Source organism: Streptomyces sp. NPDC028298, from assembly GCF_055565895.1.
This window is the reverse complement of record NZ_JBVHTL010000002.1, coordinates 313,785-330,330: the sequence shown is the minus strand read 5'-3', so window position 1 is coordinate 330,330 and position 16,546 is coordinate 313,785. Positions and strand designations below refer to the sequence as shown.

Annotated in this window: 11 protein-coding genes; 7 read left to right on the top strand and 4 right to left on the bottom strand. The window is 71.4% G+C overall.

Features of this window, described 5'->3' with window-relative positions:
• The first annotated feature begins 271 nt into the window (after positions 1 to 271).
• Both gltB and ACZ4TO_RS10010 read left to right on the top strand, forming a co-directional pair.
• Positions 272 to 4,882: a glutamate synthase large subunit gene (gene gltB / locus ACZ4TO_RS10015; RefSeq protein ID WP_468023936.1), complete on the top strand. Its 4,611-nt coding sequence runs from the start codon at positions 272 to 274 to the stop codon at positions 4,880 to 4,882.
• On the top strand, positions 4,875 to 6,335 hold the full coding sequence (locus tag ACZ4TO_RS10010) for a glutamate synthase subunit beta (protein ID WP_382796250.1): 1,461 nt from the start codon (positions 4,875 to 4,877) through the stop codon (positions 6,333 to 6,335). The genes gltB and ACZ4TO_RS10010 overlap by 8 nt, the downstream gene beginning before the upstream one ends.
• Before the next feature lie 171 nt (positions 6,336 to 6,506).
• Here the strand turns inward: ACZ4TO_RS10010 and ACZ4TO_RS10005 are convergent, their stop codons facing one another.
• Together ACZ4TO_RS10005 and ACZ4TO_RS10000 are read right to left on the bottom strand one after the other, a co-directional pair.
• On the bottom strand, positions 6,507 to 7,460 hold the full coding sequence (locus ACZ4TO_RS10005) for a chitosanase (protein WP_468023935.1): 954 nt from the start codon (positions 7,458 to 7,460) through the stop codon (positions 6,507 to 6,509).
• Between the two features lie 324 nt (positions 7,461 to 7,784).
• Entirely contained in the window at positions 7,785 to 8,705 is a 921-nt protein-coding gene (locus ACZ4TO_RS10000; protein ID WP_382796247.1) for a rhomboid family intramembrane serine protease, read from the bottom strand.
• A gap of 218 nt (positions 8,706 to 8,923) precedes the next feature.
• On the opposite strand from ACZ4TO_RS10000, the gene ACZ4TO_RS09995 reads away from it, so the two are divergent.
• Positions 8,924 to 9,643: a vWA domain-containing protein gene (locus ACZ4TO_RS09995; RefSeq protein ID WP_468023934.1), complete on the top strand. Its 720-nt coding sequence runs from the start codon at positions 8,924 to 8,926 to the stop codon at positions 9,641 to 9,643.
• 136 nt (positions 9,644 to 9,779) lie between these two features.
• The gene (qcrB, locus tag ACZ4TO_RS09990; protein ID WP_468023933.1) at positions 9,780 to 11,498 is read left to right on the top strand and encodes a cytochrome bc1 complex cytochrome b subunit; all 1,719 of its coding nucleotides are present in this window, start codon (positions 9,780 to 9,782) and stop codon (positions 11,496 to 11,498) included.
• Here qcrB and ACZ4TO_RS09985 read toward each other — a convergent pair.
• Both ACZ4TO_RS09985 and ACZ4TO_RS09980 read right to left on the bottom strand, forming a co-directional pair.
• The gene (locus ACZ4TO_RS09985) at positions 11,470 to 12,621 is read right to left on the bottom strand and encodes an acyl-CoA dehydrogenase family protein (RefSeq protein ID WP_468023932.1); all 1,152 of its coding nucleotides are present in this window, start codon (positions 12,619 to 12,621) and stop codon (positions 11,470 to 11,472) included. The two genes, qcrB and ACZ4TO_RS09985, sit on opposite strands and share 29 nt — an antisense overlap.
• On the bottom strand, positions 12,621 to 13,766 hold the full coding sequence (locus ACZ4TO_RS09980) for an acyl-CoA dehydrogenase family protein (protein ID WP_468023931.1): 1,146 nt from the start codon (positions 13,764 to 13,766) through the stop codon (positions 12,621 to 12,623). The genes ACZ4TO_RS09985 and ACZ4TO_RS09980 overlap by 1 nt, the downstream gene beginning before the upstream one ends.
• A gap of 58 nt (positions 13,767 to 13,824) precedes the next feature.
• Here ACZ4TO_RS09980 and ACZ4TO_RS09975 point away from each other — a divergent pair, with 58 nt between their 5' ends.
• The 3 genes from ACZ4TO_RS09975 to ACZ4TO_RS09965 are packed head-to-tail and all read left to right on the top strand — an operon-like array spanning position 13,825 to position 16,438.
• Positions 13,825 to 14,616, top strand: coding sequence for an SDR family oxidoreductase (locus ACZ4TO_RS09975; protein WP_468023930.1), 792 nt, complete (start codon positions 13,825 to 13,827; stop codon positions 14,614 to 14,616).
• Between the two features lie 15 nt (positions 14,617 to 14,631).
• Entirely contained in the window at positions 14,632 to 15,249 is a 618-nt protein-coding gene (locus ACZ4TO_RS09970) for a TetR/AcrR family transcriptional regulator (protein ID WP_355759943.1), read from the top strand.
• 31 nt (positions 15,250 to 15,280) lie between these two features.
• Positions 15,281 to 16,438, top strand: coding sequence for an acetyl-CoA C-acetyltransferase (locus ACZ4TO_RS09965; protein ID WP_468023929.1), 1,158 nt, complete (start codon positions 15,281 to 15,283; stop codon positions 16,436 to 16,438).
• Positions 16,439 to 16,546: the final 108 nt, after the last annotated feature.

Sequence of the window (16,546 nt, the reverse complement as noted above, 5' to 3'; positions counted from 1 at the left end):
CGGATCACGACCTCCACCGCGAACCGGGCCGATGGTCATCGATCTGTCCGCTTAGGTCCCATACTTCTCCACCGCTGGGCGGGATACCCCCTCCACACCCCTGTGGTGTCCGCATGTTGGAACGCAGTATCCGGTTCCCGAGAACCACTCCATCATGTAACCTGCACGAAATTTTGCACCCCGCAGAGGGCCAGAGTCGTCCCTCGGCAGTTGTCTCCCCAGCGCCCGAGAGCCTGGGAGACCCCCCGCCCCGACGACGACGGGAGAGCCGATGCGTACGCCGCGCCAGCCGTCCCAGCACTCCACGAACGACCGGAAGTGGTCCTTCATGGATGCTCGCCCTGCTGCGCAGGGTATGTACGACCCCCGCAACGAGCGCGACGCCTGTGGCGTCGGCTTCGTGGCCACCCTCACCGGCGAGGCGAGCCATGCGCTGGTCGAGCAGGCGCTCACCGTTCTGCGCAACCTGGAACACCGCGGTGCCACCGGCTCCGAGCCCGACTCGGGTGACGGCGCCGGCATCCTGTCCCAGGTCCCGGACGCCTTCCTCCGCGAAGTGACCGGATTCGAACTTCCCGCAGCCGGTTCGTACGCGGTGGGCATCGCCTTCCTCCCGAACGACGGCACGGCCGACGCCGTCTCGCAGATCGAGACGATCGCCGCCGAAGAGGGCCTCACCGTCCTCGGCTGGCGCGAGGTCCCGGTCGCCCCCGAGCTCCTCGGCGCCACCGCCCGCTCGACGATGCCGGCCTTCCGCCAGATCTTCGTCACGGACAGCGCCAGCGAGGGCATCGCCCTCGACCGCACCGCGTTCGTGCTGCGCAAGCGCGCCGAGCGCGAGGCCGGCGTCTACTTCCCGTCGCTGTCCGCGCGGACCATCGTCTACAAGGGCATGCTGACCACCGGCCAGCTCGAACCCTTCTTCCCGGACCTGTCCGACCGCCGCTTCGCCTCCGCGATCGCGCTCGTGCACTCCCGGTTCTCCACCAACACCTTCCCGAGCTGGCCGCTCGCCCACCCGTACCGCTTCGTCGCGCACAACGGCGAGATCAACACGGTCAAGGGCAACCGCAACTGGATGGTCGCCCGCGAGTCCCAGCTCGCCTCGGAGCTGTTCGGCGAGAAGGGCCTGGAGCGGATCTTCCCCGTCTGCACCCCGGACGCCTCCGACTCGGCCTCCTTCGACGAGGTGCTCGAACTCCTGCACCTCGGCGGCCGTTCGCTGCCCCACTCCGTGCTCATGATGATCCCGGAGGCGTGGGAGAACCACGACTCCATGGACCCGGCCCGGCGCGCCTTCTACCAGTTCCACTCCACGATGATGGAGCCCTGGGACGGCCCGGCCTGCGTCACCTTCACCGACGGCACCCAGGTCGGCGCGGTCCTCGACCGCAACGGCCTGCGCCCCGGCCGCTACTGGGTCACCGACGAGGGCCTCGTCGTCCTCGGCTCCGAGGTCGGCGTCCTCGACATCGACCCCGCCAAGGTCGTCCGCAAGGGCCGCCTCCAGCCCGGCAAGATGTTCCTCGTCGACACCGCCGAGCACCGCATCATCGAGGACGACGAGATCAAGGCCGGCCTCGCTGCCGAGAAGCCTTACGCGGACTGGCTGGAAGCCGGCGAGATCGAGCTCTCCGACCTGCCCGAGCGTGAGCACATCGTGCACACCCACGCCTCGGTCACCCGCCGCCAGCAGACCTTCGGCTACACCGAGGAGGAGCTGCGGATCATCCTCGCGCCGATGGCCAAGGCCGCCGCCGAGCCGATCGGCTCGATGGGCACCGACTCGCCGATCGCCGCGCTCTCGCAGCGTCCGCGCCTGCTCTTCGACTACTTCACCCAGCTCTTCGCCCAGGTCACCAACCCGCCGCTGGACGCGATCCGCGAAGAGCTGGTCACCTCCCTGCGCTCCTCGCTGGGCCCCCAGGGCAACCTGCTGGACCCGAACGCCGCCTCCTGTCGCAGCGTCACCCTGCCCTTCCCGGTGATCGACAACGACGAGCTGGCCAAGCTCATCCACATCAACGCCGACGGCGACATGCCCGGCATGAAGGCCGCGACCCTGTCCGGCCTGTACCGGGTCTCCGGTGGCGGCGACTCCCTCGCCGCCCGCATCGAGGAGATCTGCGCCGAGGCCGACGCCGCCATCGAGAACGGCGCCCGCCTGATCGTCCTGTCGGACCGTCACTCCGACGCCGAGCACGCGCCGATCCCCTCGCTGCTGCTCACCGCGGCCGTCCACCACCACCTCATCCGCACCAAGCAGCGCACCCACGTGGGCCTGCTCGTCGAGGCCGGAGACGTCCGCGAGGTCCACCACGTCGCCCTGCTCATCGGCTACGGCGCCGCGGCCGTCAACCCCTACCTCGCGATGGAGTCCGTCGAGGACCTCGTCCGCGCCGGCACCTTCCTGTCCGGCATCGAGCCCGAGCAGGCCATCCGCAACCTGATCTACGCCCTCGGCAAGGGCGTCCTGAAGGTCATGTCCAAGATGGGCATCTCGACCGTCGCCTCCTACCGCGGCGCCCAGGTCTTCGAGGCCGTCGGCCTGGAGCAGGCCTTCGTCGAGAAGTACTTCAACGGCACGGCCTCCAAGATCGGCGGCGCCGGCCTCGACGTCGTCGCCAAGGAGGTCGCCGCCCGGCACGCCAAGGCCTACCCCGCCTCCGGCATCGCCCCGGCGCACCGCGCCCTGGACATCGGCGGCGAGTACCAGTGGCGCCGCGAGGGCGAGCCGCACCTGTTCGACCCGGAGACGGTCTTCCGCCTCCAGCACTCGACGCGCTCCGGCAGCTACGAGATCTTCAAGAAGTACACCGACCGCGTCAACGAGCAGTCCGAGCGCCTCATGACGCTGCGCGGCCTGTTCGCCCTGAAGACAGAAAAGAACGGCACCTCGGACCGCCCGTCGATCTCCCTCGACGAGGTCGAGCCGGTCTCCGAGATCGTCAAGCGCTTCTCCACCGGCGCCATGTCGTACGGCTCCATCTCCAAGGAGGCGCACGAAACCCTCGCCATCGCCATGAACCAGCTCGGCGGCAAGTCGAACACCGGTGAGGGCGGCGAGGACCCGGACCGCCTGTACGACCCGGCGCGCCGCTCCAGCATCAAGCAGGTCGCCTCCGGCCGCTTCGGTGTGACCTCCGAGTACCTGGTCAACGCCGACGACATCCAGATCAAGATGGCCCAGGGCGCCAAGCCCGGCGAGGGCGGCCAGCTCCCCGGCCACAAGGTCTACCCGTGGGTGGCCAAGACCCGTCACTCGACCCCGGGTGTCGGACTGATCTCCCCGCCGCCGCACCACGACATCTACTCCATCGAGGACCTCGCCCAGCTCATCCACGACCTCAAGAACGCCAACCCGAAGGCCCGCATCCACGTGAAGCTGGTCTCCGAGGTCGGCGTCGGCACGGTCGCGGCGGGCGTGTCCAAGGCCCACGCGGACGTCGTCCTGATCTCCGGCCACGACGGCGGAACGGGCGCCTCCCCGCTGACCTCGCTCAAGCACGCGGGCGGCCCCTGGGAGCTCGGCCTCGCCGAGACCCAGCAGACCCTCCTGCTCAACGGCCTGCGCGACCGCATCGTCGTGCAGACCGACGGCCAGCTCAAGACCGGCCGCGACGTCGTCATCGCCGCGCTCCTCGGCGCCGAGGAGTTCGGTTTCGCCACCGCGCCGCTCGTCGTCTCCGGCTGCGTCATGATGCGCGTCTGCCACCTGGACACCTGCCCGGTCGGCATCGCCACCCAGAACCCGGTGCTGCGCGACCGGTTCGCCGGCAAGGCCGAGTACATCGTGAACTTCTTCAAGTTCATCGCCGAAGAGGTCCGCGAGATCCTCGCCGAGCTCGGCTTCCGCAGCATCGAGGAGGCCGTCGGCCACGCCGAGAACCTCGACGTGGAGCGCGCCGTCACCCACTGGAAGGCGCAGGGCCTGGACCTGTCCCCGCTCTTCTACGTGCCCGAACTGCCCGAGGGCGCGGCCCTGCACCAGGTCATCGAGCAGGACCACGGCCTGGAGAAGGCGCTCGACAACGAGCTCATCAAGCTCGCCGCCGACGCGCTGGCCGCGGACTCCGCCACCGACGCCCAGCCGGTCCGGGCCCAGGTCGCGATCCGCAACATCAACCGCACGGTCGGCACCATGCTCGGCCACGAGGTGACGAAGAAGTTCGGTGGCGCGGGCCTGCCCGACGACACCATCGACATCACCTTCACCGGCTCGGCCGGCCAGTCCTTCGGCGCCTTCCTCCCGCGCGGTGTCACGCTGCGCCTGGAGGGCGACGCCAACGACTACGTCGGCAAGGGCCTCTCCGGCGGCCGTGTCGTCGTCCGCCCCGACCGGGGCGCCGACCACCTCGCCGAGTACTCGACGATCGCGGGCAACACCATCGCCTACGGCGCGACCGGCGGCGAGCTGTTCCTGCGCGGCCGCACCGGCGAGCGCTTCTGCGTCCGCAACTCCGGCGCGCTGGTGGTCTCCGAGGGCGTGGGCGACCACGGCTGCGAGTACATGACCGGCGGTCACGCGGTCGTCCTCGGCGAGACGGGCCGCAACTTCGCGGCCGGCATGTCCGGTGGCGTCGCCTACGTGATCGACCTGGACCGCGACAACGTGAACGTCGCCAGCGTGGACGCCGTCGAGGAACTCGACGACGCCGACAAGCAGTGGCTGCACGACGTCGTGCGCCGGCACGCGGAGGAGACCGCCTCCACGGTCGCCGAGAAGCTGCTCGCCGAGTGGCCCGCCGCCGTGGAGCGCTTCAGCAAGATCATTCCCAGCACGTACAAGGCAGTGCTCGCCGCCAAGGACGCCGCCGAGCGAGCCGGACTCGACGAGTCCGCGATCACCGAGAAGATGATGGAGGCGGCGACCAATGGCTGATCCCAAGGGCTTTCTGAACCACGGCCGTGAGGTCGCCAGGTCCCGGCCGGTGCAGGAGCGTCTCAAGGACTGGAACGAGGTCTACGTTCCGGGCTCGCTGCTGCCGATCATCTCCCAGCAGGCCTCGCGCTGCATGGACTGCGGCATCCCGTTCTGCCACAACGGCTGTCCGCTGGGCAACCTGATCCCCGAGTGGAACGACTACGCGTACCGCGAGGACTGGCAGGCCGCCTCCGAGCGCCTGCACGCCACGAACAACTTCCCGGAGTTCACCGGCCGGCTGTGCCCCGCGCCGTGCGAGTCCGCGTGTGTGCTGGGCATCAACCAGCCCGCCGTGACCATCAAGAACGTCGAGGTCTCGATCATCGACAAGGCGTGGGACACGGGCGATGTCGCCCCGCAGATCCCCGAGCGCCTGTCGGGCAAGACCGTCGCGGTCATCGGTTCCGGTCCCGCCGGTCTCGCGGCCGCCCAGCAGCTCACCCGGGCCGGTCACACGGTCGCGGTGTACGAGCGCGCCGACCGCGTCGGCGGTCTGCTCCGCTACGGCATCCCCGAGTTCAAGATGGAGAAGCGGCACATCAACCGCCGCATCGAGCAGATGCGCGCGGAGGGCACCCGCTTCCGTACGGGCATCGAGATCGGCCGCGACCTCAAGGCGACGGACCTGCGCAAGCGGTACGACGCCGTGGTCATCGCCGCCGGCGCCACGACCGCCCGCGACCTGCCCGTCCCCGGGCGGGAGCTGAACGGCATCCACCAGGCCATGGAGTACCTGCCGCTGGCGAACAAGGTGCAGGAGGGCGACTTCGTGGCGCCCCCGATCACCGCCGAGGGCAAGCACGTCGTGGTCATCGGCGGCGGCGACACGGGCGCGGACTGCGTGGGCACCGCCCACCGTCAGGGCGCGGCCTCGGTCACGCAGCTCGAGATCATGCCGCGGCCGGGCGAGGAGCGGAACCCGGGCCAGCCCTGGCCGACGTTCCCGATGCTCTACAAGGTCACCTCCGCGCACGAGGAGGGCGGCGAGCGCGTCTACGCGGTCTCCACCACCCACTTCGAGGGCGACGAGGACGGCAACGTCCAGTGGCTCCACCTGGTCGAGGTAGAGTTCACCGGCGGCAAGCTGAACCAGAAGCCGGGCACGGAGCGCAAGATCCCCGCCCAGCTCGTGACGCTGGCGATGGGGTTCACCGGCACGGACGTCGAGAACGGCGTGGTCTCCCAGTTCGGCCTGGAGCTCGACGAGCGCGGCAACATCGCCCGCGACGCCGACTTCGCGACCAACGTCCCGGGCGTGTTCGTCGCCGGTGACGCGGGCCGCGGCCAGTCCCTCATCGTCTGGGCCATCGCGGAGGGCCGCTCGGCCGCCCGCGGTGTCGACCGCTTCCTCACCGGAGCGAGCGACCTGCCTGCCCCGATCCGCCCGACGGACCGGTCGCTGACGGTCTGACCCATGGATGCGTGACCTGACACGGTCACTCGAGAACGTCCCGCACAAAGGCGTGCGGAACACGAGACGGCGCCTGCCCCCCTGTCCCCGACCGGACGACCGGGCAGGCGCCGCCGCATGTCCGCGCCCGCCGGGCGGCCGCGCCACGGGGTGGATCCCGCCGCGACGCGGCTACGGCACGCGGTAGGTCTCGCCGTACACCTTCCACTCCAGCGGTGTGCGCAGGGCGAGGTTCCCCTCGTCGAGGAACCGGCGCTGGGCCGTGTCGATGCGGGTGGTGTCACGGTCGGGGTTCTCGGACTTCATGGCCGCGCGGCGGATGTCCAGGAAGATGCCGAGGTACGTCCTCTCGTCGCCGCCCCGGGACGGCGGAGCCGCCTCGCGCAGGGCCCGCTCGCGCAGCCCGTAGAAGCCGTGGTCGCTCGTGCCGGGACCGTGCAGCACCATGGCGTCGTAGTAGATGAACTGGCCGAGCGTGCCGAGACCGTCGCGTCGGGCGGCCCGGACCGCGGGGTCGAAGTAGATCCGGTCGCGCTCGGAGTCCTGGGCCTCGCGGAACGCGGTGAGGCCGGCCTCGTGGCGCCAGGCCGCCGGGAAGCCCGGGTCCAGGCCCTCGTGGGAGTCGCTGCCGTCGACCTCGCGCAGGGCCGGGAGATACCGGGCGAGCCCGTTGTCCGGGTGCGCCTTCGTGTAGCGCTCGACGAGGGTGAGCAGGTCGTGGGTGCCGGTGCAGAAGCCGATGAGGCCCGCCGTGTAGCCCTGGCCGTCGCCGATGTCCTCGATGTAGCCGTACGCCTCCCGCCATTTCAGCGTGGAGTTCTCGGCACTCGCCACGATCTCCTGGGCGAGTTCCTTCTTGTCCGGGGCGGCCAGGCCGGCGGACCTCGCCGGGGCGGCGGGGCGTGCCGGGGCGGTGGACCGCGCCGGGGTGGCGGGGCTTGTCGCCGGCACGGCGGTGGTCTTGTCGCCGCCCGCCGGCTCCGGCTTGGCCTGCACGCGGGACCTCGCCGCGGGTGACGCGCCGCCCTTGGCGTCGGCCGTGGCGTGCTCGGGCGTGGCGAGACGGACGAGCGCCGTGATCAGAACGGCGGCCAGAACGAAGAACAGACAACCCGCTCGTTTCATGCCGCACAGGCTACGCAGGGCGGCCGCGCGGCCGAGGGGGTTCGGGCGGCCGCACGGGCGATGCACAGATGTGCCACCGGACGGACGTACGAGGACCGCGCAGGTGTGCCCCGCGGACCGGGGTGTCGGGGTGGCGCCGGTGTGTCACGGGGGCCGGTGTGCAGGGGGCGTGGTGTGCCGGCGAAGCCCTGGTGGCCGCGGGGACCGGGGCGTGTGAGGCCGCATCGGTGTGCCCCGCGGACCTGGGTGCGCGGGGCCGTGTCGGTGCACCGCCGGGGTCCGGAGCGGGCCCGCCTCCGTGGGCGGGCCCGGTGTCCGGTCCCGTCACACCGCTCCCGTCCGCAGCGCCGACACCTTCAGTACCGTCAGGACCACCAGCACGGCGAGCAGTCCCACGCAGACGGACGCCTGGACCAGGGTCCGGCGGCGGTCGCGGGGAGCGTACGCGTAGGCCGCGGTCACGAGCCCGCCCGCCAGCAGCCCGCCCAGGTGCCCCTGCCAGGACGTGAGCCCCGCCGAGATCAGGAGCCAGATCAGCAGGCCCGCCATGAACCGGTTGACGCCGCTCATGTCCGCGCCGACGCGGCGGGCCATCACGTAGTAGGCGGCACCGATGCCGAAGATCGCGCCGGACGCGCCGATCGTCTGCTCCTGCGGAGCGATCAGCAGTACGAGGACCGAGCCGCCGAGCGCCGACAGCAGATACAGCGCGAGGTAGCGGACCCGGCCGAGCTGGGCCTCGACGATCCGGCCGATGTTCCACAGCGCGAACATGTTCATCACGATGTGGGCGATCCCGAACGTGCCCTCGGTGGGCGGCAGATGCAGGAACGCGCCGGTCAGCAGCCGGTACCACTCCCCGTCGACGAGGCCCTCCGCGTGGAAGGACGAGGGGTGGGGGAAGACCCAGAGGTAGTGGCCCCCCTCTGAGTCCGCGAGCCCCGCGCCGAGCATCGCGAACCGGTCCACGACCGAGGAGCGCAGCAGTTCGGCCACGTAGGCCAGCACGTTCAGACCGATGAGGGCGTACGTCACCGCCGGCACCGTCGATATCCGGCCGCCGAAGGCGGTGCGGGCCTGCCGGACGGACTTCGCGCCCTCCTTCACGCACTCCACGCACTGATGGCCGACGGCCGCCTCACGCATGCAGCTCGGACAAATGTAGCGGTCGCAACGGGTGCAGCGCACATGCGACTCCACCTTGGGGTGGCGGTAGCAGGTGGTGACGGCGGACTCGGACTCCACGGCCGGCTCCTTGGAACGCGCGGGTACAGGGGGGAAGGTGAGCCGGTGGGGACGGCGGTGATCAAACTATCCAACCCCCCGGCCCGCGGGGAACGGCAGGGCCACGATCCGGACCCGCCGCGGAGGGACCAGGTCCCCGTGGTCCGGAGCGGCCGCAACGGTGCCGGGACGGTCACGTAATCTCGGCGTTCCGCAGTCCTCGTACGACGGGAGCCCGCATGGCCGGAATCAGCCTCACCAAGATCGAGGAGACCGCGCCGGCGCTGGTGGGTCCCTACAAGAGCGCCGGAGTCAGTCTCACCAAGCACGGACTGAGCGGCCAACGGGCCGCGGTGTACCTGGTGGTGGACTATTCGGGGTCGATGAAGCCGTACTACGACGACGGCAGTGTGCAGGCACTCGCCGACCGGGTGCTCGGCCTGTCCGCCCACCTCGACGACGACGGCACCGTCCCGGTCGTCTTCTTCTCCACGGACGTCGACGCGGTCACCGACATCGCGCTCGACAACCACCGGGGGCGGATCGAACGGATCGTCGCCGGGCTCGGACACATGGGCCGGACCAGCTACCACCTCGCCATGGACGCCGTCATCGACCACTATCTCGACAGCGGTGCGGACGCCCCGGCCCTCGTCGTCTTCCAGACCGACGGGGGACCGATCAACAAGCTCGCCGCCGAACGGTATGTGTGCAAGGCCGCCAGGCTGCCGATGTTCTGGCAGTTCGTCGGGTTCGGCGACCGGGGCAGCAGACAGTTCGACTTCCTGCGCAGACTCGACGAACTGGCCGTGCCGCACAAGCGGGCCGTCGACAACGCGGGCTTCTTCCACGCCGGTTCGGATCCGAGCCGGGTGAGCGACGGGGAACTGTACGACCGGCTGGTGGCGGAGTTCCCGCGGTGGCTGGTGGCGGCACGCGCCCGCGGAATCCTGGCCTGACGCGTCCTTCCGCCCACCACGGCCGGGGTGCGGACACCGCCCGCCCCGGCCCGGTCCGCCCCAACACCCCGCCCATGACGCCCCGTTGGCTTCGAACGGCCGACGTGCCACCCTGGTGGGCCGAGGGGAGCGGCGAATGGGCGCACGAGAGATCGACTCCGGACGGACCGCGGGGACGTCGGCGAACGCGGCACCCGGGAGCGGCACTCCGCCCGACGCGGGCGACACGGCCGTACGGGCCCGGCGCGCGCCGCAGACCGGCAAGGGGGAGCGGCTCGCCGACTGGGCCGACGGACGCCTAGGCGTCTACTCCCTGGCCAAGGCCAACATGCGCAAGGTCTTCCCGGACCACTGGTCGTTCATGCTGGGCGAGGTCTGCCTCTACAGCTTCCTCGTCCTGATCCTCACCGGCGTCTATCTCACCCTGTTCTTCGAACCGAGCGGCGTCGAGGTTGTTTACCACGGCTCCTACGGGCCGCTGAACGGCATCGTCATGACACGGGCGTACGAGTCCACGCTCGACATCAGCTTCGACGTGCGCGGCGGACTGCTGATCCGCCAGATCCACCACTGGGCCGCGCTCGTCTTCCTCGCCGGGATGCTCGTGCACATGATGCGGGTCTTCTTCACCGGAGCGTTCCGCAAGCCGCGCGAGGTCAACTGGCTGTTCGGCTGGACCCTGCTGATGCTCGGCCTCATCACCGGACTGACCGGCTACTCGCTCCCCGACGACCTGCTCTCCGGCACCGGCGTCCGCTTCGCCGACGGCGCCATCCTGTCGATCCCCGTCGTCGGGACGTACCTCTCCTTCTTCCTCTTCGGCGGGGAGTTCCCCGGGCACGACATCATCCCGAGGTTCTTCCCCATCCACGTCCTGCTGCTGCCGGGCATCATGCTGGGACTGGTCGTCGCCCACCTGATCCTGGTCTTCTACCACAAGCACACGCAGTACCCGGGGCCCGGAAAGGACCAGAAGTCGGTCGTCGGCATGCCCTTCATGCCCGTCTACATGGCCAAGGCCGGCGGGTTCTTCTTCCTGGTCTTCGGCGTCCTGGCGATGATGGGCGCGATCGCCACCATCAACCCCGTGTGGGCGTTCGGGCCCTACCGCCCCGACCTGGTGACCACCGGCGCCCAGCCCGACTGGTACCTCGGCTTCTCCGAAGGACTCATCCGCGTGATGCCGGGATGGGAGATCAACGCCTTCGGCCACACCCTCCAGCTCGGCGTCTTCATCCCCTTCGCGCTGTTCCCGCTCATCATGGCCGCCATCGCCGCCTACCCCTTCATCGAGGCCTGGGTCACCGGCGACCGGCGCGAGCACCACATCCTGGACCGGCCGCGCAACGTGCCCACCCGCACCGCGCTCGGCGTCGCCTGGCTGACGCTGTACGCCGTCCTGCTCGTCGGCGGCGGCAACGACCTGTGGGCCACCCACTTCCACCTGTCGATCAACGCGATCACCTGGTTCGTGCGCGTCGCCGTCTTCGCCGGGCCCGCGCTCGCCTACGTCGTCACGAAACGGATCTGCCTGGGGCTGCAACGCGCCGACCGCGACGAGGTGCTGCACGGACGCGAGACCGGCACGATCAAGATGCTGCCGCACGGCGAGTACATCGAGGTCCACGAACCCCTCACCCCGGCCCGGAGGTTCACCCTCACCCAGCACGAACAGGCGCCGCCCTACGAGATCGGCCCGCTCGTCGACGCCAACGGCGTGACCCGCCGGGTCGGCCCGGCCCCACGGCTGCGCGCCCGGCTGGCCCGCGCCCTGTACGGGCCCGGCACCAGGATCGCGAAGCCGACGGCCGAGGAGTACCGGGAGCTCACGAGCGGGGAGGACGGCCACCACTGAGTCCGGCCAGCGCCTCGGCCCTGCACTCGGCCGGGGTGCCCCAGGCCGTCCGCAGGGCACGGGCCTTGGTGAACCACAGCGACAGGTCGTACTCGGCCGTGTAACCGATCGCGCCGTGCAACTGCAGCGCGGCCCGCGCCGCCGAGTACGCCGCCTCGCAGGCACTGACCTTCGCGGCGGCGACCTCCGCCGGTGCCATCGACAGCGCGGCCCCGAACAGCAGCGGGCGGGCGAACTCCAGGGCGATCAGCGCGTCCGCGAGCCGGTGCTTGACCGCCTGGAACGAACCGACGGGCACCCCGAACTGGGTCCGCCGGCCCACGTACTCGACGGTCCGGCCCAGGAGCGCGAGTCCCACCCCCAGGGCCTGCGCGGCCGTGGCGAGCCGGGCCCAGAGCAGCGCCCGCGGCACGGCGCGCGCGACCTGCGGTCCGGCGGCCAGGAGCTCGCCGCCGCCCTGCGGCCGGGCGAGCCGGCGCGCCCGGTCCACGGACACCCGCACCGGCCCGTGCCCGGACACGAGCCGCAGCCCGTCACGGTCCACCACGAGCGACACCGCCGCGTCCGCGTCGAGCGCGTAACCGCCGGACAGGGCGGTCGGGTTGGGGTCGGGCGCGTGGCCGCCGGACGGAGTCGCGGGGTTGGGGTCGGGCGCGTGGCCGCCGGACGGGGTCGCCTTCGCGTCGGGCGTGGGCCCGGCGGAAGCTGGCGAGGTGCCTGCCGCGGGCCCGGGGCTGTCGGGCAGGACCAGGGTGGCCGGGCTCTTGCCCGAGGCGAGCCCCGGCAGCAGCCGCTCGGCCGGACCCGGCTCGCCCAGCGCGCTCAGCTCCCCCAGCAGCACGGCGGCGGCGACCGTCTCCACCACCGGACCCGGCACCGCGTGCCGCCCCAACTCGACGAAAGCCACCGCCAGTTCCATCGGGAGCGGCCCCACCCCGTCGTACGCCTCCGGGACCGCCAGCGCGAACACGCCCGCCTCGGCCAGCCGCGACCACAGGGCCCGCCCCGGCACGTGGTCGCCGCCCGCCCACGCGCGCACCACCGACGGCGTGTCCGCCGCCGCCAGCATCGCGTCCAGCGAGGCGGCGAACGCGCGCTGTTCGGCGTCCAGGAGGAAACGCATCAGCGGCGGCCCTTCGGAAGGCCGAGCAGCCGCTCGGCGATGATGTCGCGCTGGATCTCGTTCGTGCCCGCGTAGATCGGACCCGCGAGCGCGAAGACGTACCCCTCGCACCACTCGGTGTCCGCCGCCTCGCCCTCGGCGCCCAGCAGATCCAGCGCCGTCTCGTGCAGCGCGATGTCGAGCTCCGACCAGAACACCTTGTTCAGGCTGGACTCCGGCCCGAGGTGCTCCCCTTCGAGCAGCCGGGAGGCGTGGGCGTACGTGAAGAGCTGGTAGGCGCGCGCACCGATCACCGCGTCGGCCACCCGGTCGCGCAGCGCCGAGTCGGACGGGTCGCCGTGCGTGTGCCACAACGCGGCCAGCCGGTCCGCGGCCGCGAGGAAACGGCCCGGCGAACGCAGCGTCAGACCCCGTTCGTTGCCCGCCGTCGACATCGCCACCCGCCAGCCCTGCCCCGGTTCGCCGATCACGTCCGCGTCGGGCACGAACACGTCGTCCAGGAACAGCTCCGCGAAGGCCGGCCGGCCGTCCAGACGCCCGATCGGGCGGACCGTCACACCCGGCGCGCGCAGGTCGAACATCAGATACGTCAGGCCCTGGTGGCGTTTCTCCAGGCCCGGCTCACTGCGGAACAGGCCGAAGGCCCGGTCGGCGAACGCGGCCCGCGACGACCACGTCTTGTGCCCCCGCAGCAGCCAGCCGCCGTCCACGCGCACCGCGCGCGACCTCAGCGAGGCCAGGTCGGAGCCCGCCTCGGGCTCGGACCAGGCCTGGGCCCAGACCACCTCGCCCGTGGCCATCGACGGCAGCACACGCGCCCGCTGCTCGGCGGTGCCGTGCTCGAACAGGGTCGGCGCCAGCAGACTGATGCCGTTCTGCCCGACCCGGCCCGGCGCGCCCGCCGCGTGATACTCCTCCTCGAACGCCAGCCAGCGCACGAGGTCCGCGTCCCGCCCGCCGTACCGGGCCGGCCACGACACCACCGACCAGCGGTCCGCGGCCAGTTCGGCCTCCCACACGCGATGCGCCGCGAAGCCCTCCTCGGTCTCCAGCGAGGGCAGCGGGACCGCCGGGACATGGTCGTCAAGCCAGGCGCGGGCCTCGGCGCGGAACGCCTCGTCGGCGGGGGAGCGGGTGAGATCCATCGGGGGCACCTTCCGGCGGAGCTTCCCTAACAAGTGTTTGGTAGGTTAGCTTGGAGTCATGAGCGACGTCGAGAGCCCGGCGTACGTACCCGGCCACGGACTGCTGAGGGGCCGCACCGCCGTCATCACCGCCGCCGCGGGCGCGGGCATCGGCGGAGCCACCGCGCGCCGGTTCCTGGAGGAGGGCGCCCGCGTCCTGATCAGCGACGCCCACACCCGCCGGCTCAAGGAGTCCGCCGAGACCCTGGCCGCGGAGTTCGGACCCGGCCAGGTCGCCGCACTGCCCTGCGACGTCACCGCCGAGGACCAGGTCCAGGCCCTCTTCGACACCGCCGAGAACCTCCACGGCCGACTGGACATCGTCGTCAACAACGCCGGCCTCGGCGGCACCTCGTCCCTCGTCGACATGACCGACGAACAGTGGTCCAGGGTCCTCGACGTCACCTTGAACGGCACCTTCCGCTGCACCCGGGCCGCCCTCGTACGGCTCAGGGAACACGGCGGCGGAGGAGTCGTCGTCAACAACGCCTCCGTCGTCGGCTGGCGCGCCCAGAGCGGACAGGCCCACTACGCCGCGGCGAAGGCCGGCGTCATGGCCCTCACCCGCTGCGCCGCCGTCGAGGCCGCCGCCTACGGCGTCCGCGTCAACGCCGTCTCGCCCAGCCTCGCCCTGCACCCCCACCTGGTGAAGGTCACCACCCCCGAACTGCTCGAAGAACTCACCGCCCGCGAGGCATTCGGCCGCCACGCCGAACCCTGGGAGGTGGCCAACGTGATCGTGTTCCTCGCCTCCGGCTACTCCTCGTACCTCACCGGCGAGGTCGTGTCCGTGAGCAGCCAGCACGCCTAGGACGACAATGACCCGGTGCCTACGAAGAAGAAGCCCCAGGTGACCGCCACCCCCGAGCGACGCCGCGAACTGCTCGGCACCGCCGCCGAGGTGTTCGCCGAACAGGGCTACAACGCCACCACCGTCCGCAAGATCGCGGACGAGGCCGGGATGCTCGCCGGCAGCCTCTACTACCACTTCGACTCCAAGGAATCGATGCTGGAGGAGATCCTGCGGACCTTCCTCGACGAACTCTGGGACGGCTACGACACCGTCCTCGACGCCGGACTCGGCCCCCGCGAAACCCTGGAAGCCCTGGTCACCGAATCCTTCCGCGAGATCGACCGGCACCGCGCGGCCGTCGCGATCTACCAGAAGGAAGCCCGCCACCTCGCCGCCCAGGAACGCTTCGCCTTCCTCGCCGAGTCCCAGCGCAACTTCGAGAAGGCCTGGCTGAGCACCCTGGAACGCGGCGTCGGCGCCGAGGTCTTCCGCGCCGACCTCGACATCCGCCTCACCTACCGCTTCGTGCGCGACACCGTGTGGGTCGCCGCCTCCTGGTACCGGCCCGGCGGTCAGCACAGCCCCGAGGAGATCGCCCGCCAGTACCTGTCGATGGTGCTCGACGGCATCTCCGTCCGCGAGGAGACGTAAGCGAACCACCCACACCCCCAAGGGAGTCGTCATGGCCGAGGCCTACATCGTCGAAGCGGTCCGCACCCCCGTCGGGCGACGCGGCGGAGGACTCTCCGGGGTCCACCCCGCCGACCTCGCCGCGCACGTGCTCAAGGCCCTCGTCGAACGCTCCGGCGTGGACCCGGCCGCCGTCGACGACGTCGTCCTCGGCTGCCTGGACACCGTCGGACCGCAGGCCGGCGACATCGCCCGCACGAGCTGGCTGGCCGCCGGACTGCCCGAAGAGGTCCCCGGAGTCACCGTCGACCGCCAGTGCGGCTCCTCCCAGCAGGCCGTGCACTTCGCCGCCCAGGGCGTGCTGTCCGGCACCCAGGACCTCGTCGTCGCCGGCGGCGTCCAGAACATGAGCCGGATACCCATCGCCTTCGCCTCCCGCCAGGCCGCCGAACCCCTCGGCCTCACCGAAGGCCCCTTCGCCGGCAGCGAGGGCTGGCGCGCACGCTACGGCGACCAGCCCGTCAACCAGTTCCACGGCGCCGAACTCATCGCCGCCAAATGGGGCATCAGCCGCCGCGACCAGGAGGAGTTCGCCCTGCGCTCCCACCAGCGGGCGATCCGCGCCGCCGACGAGGGCCGCTTCGCCCGCGAGACCGTCGCCCTCGGCGACGTCACCGCCGACGAGGGCCCGCGGCGCGACACCACCCTGGAGAAGATGGCCGCTCTCAAGCCGGTCGTCGAGGGCGGCACCATCACCGCCGCCTGCTCCTCCCAGGTATCCGACGGCGCCGCCGCCATGCTGCTCGCCTCCGAACGGGCCGTCCGCGAACACGGCCTGACCCCCCGCGCCCGCGTCCACCACCTCTCCGTACGCGGCGAGGACCCCATCCGCATGCTCTCCGCCCCCATCCCGGCCACCGCCCACGCCCTGAAGAAGACCGGCATGTCCCTCGCCGACATCGACCTCGTCGAGATCAACGAGGCGTTCGCCCCCGTCGTCCTCGCCTGGCTCAAGGAGACCGGCGCCGACCCCGGCAAGGTCAACGTCAACGGCGGCGCCATCGCCCTGGGCCACCCGCTCGGCGCCACGGGCGTCCGGCTCATGACCACCCTGCTCCACGAACTGGAACGCACCGGCGGCCGCTATGGCCTCCAGACGATGTGCGAGGGTGGCGGCCAGGCCAACGTGACGATCATCGAACGCCTCTGAGTCACCCCGGTCCGGGGGGGGGGGGGGGGGGGGGGGGGGGGGGGGGGGGGGGGGGGGGGAGGGAGGGGGGGGGGGGGGGGAGGGAGAACGCAAAGAAAACGAAGGAGG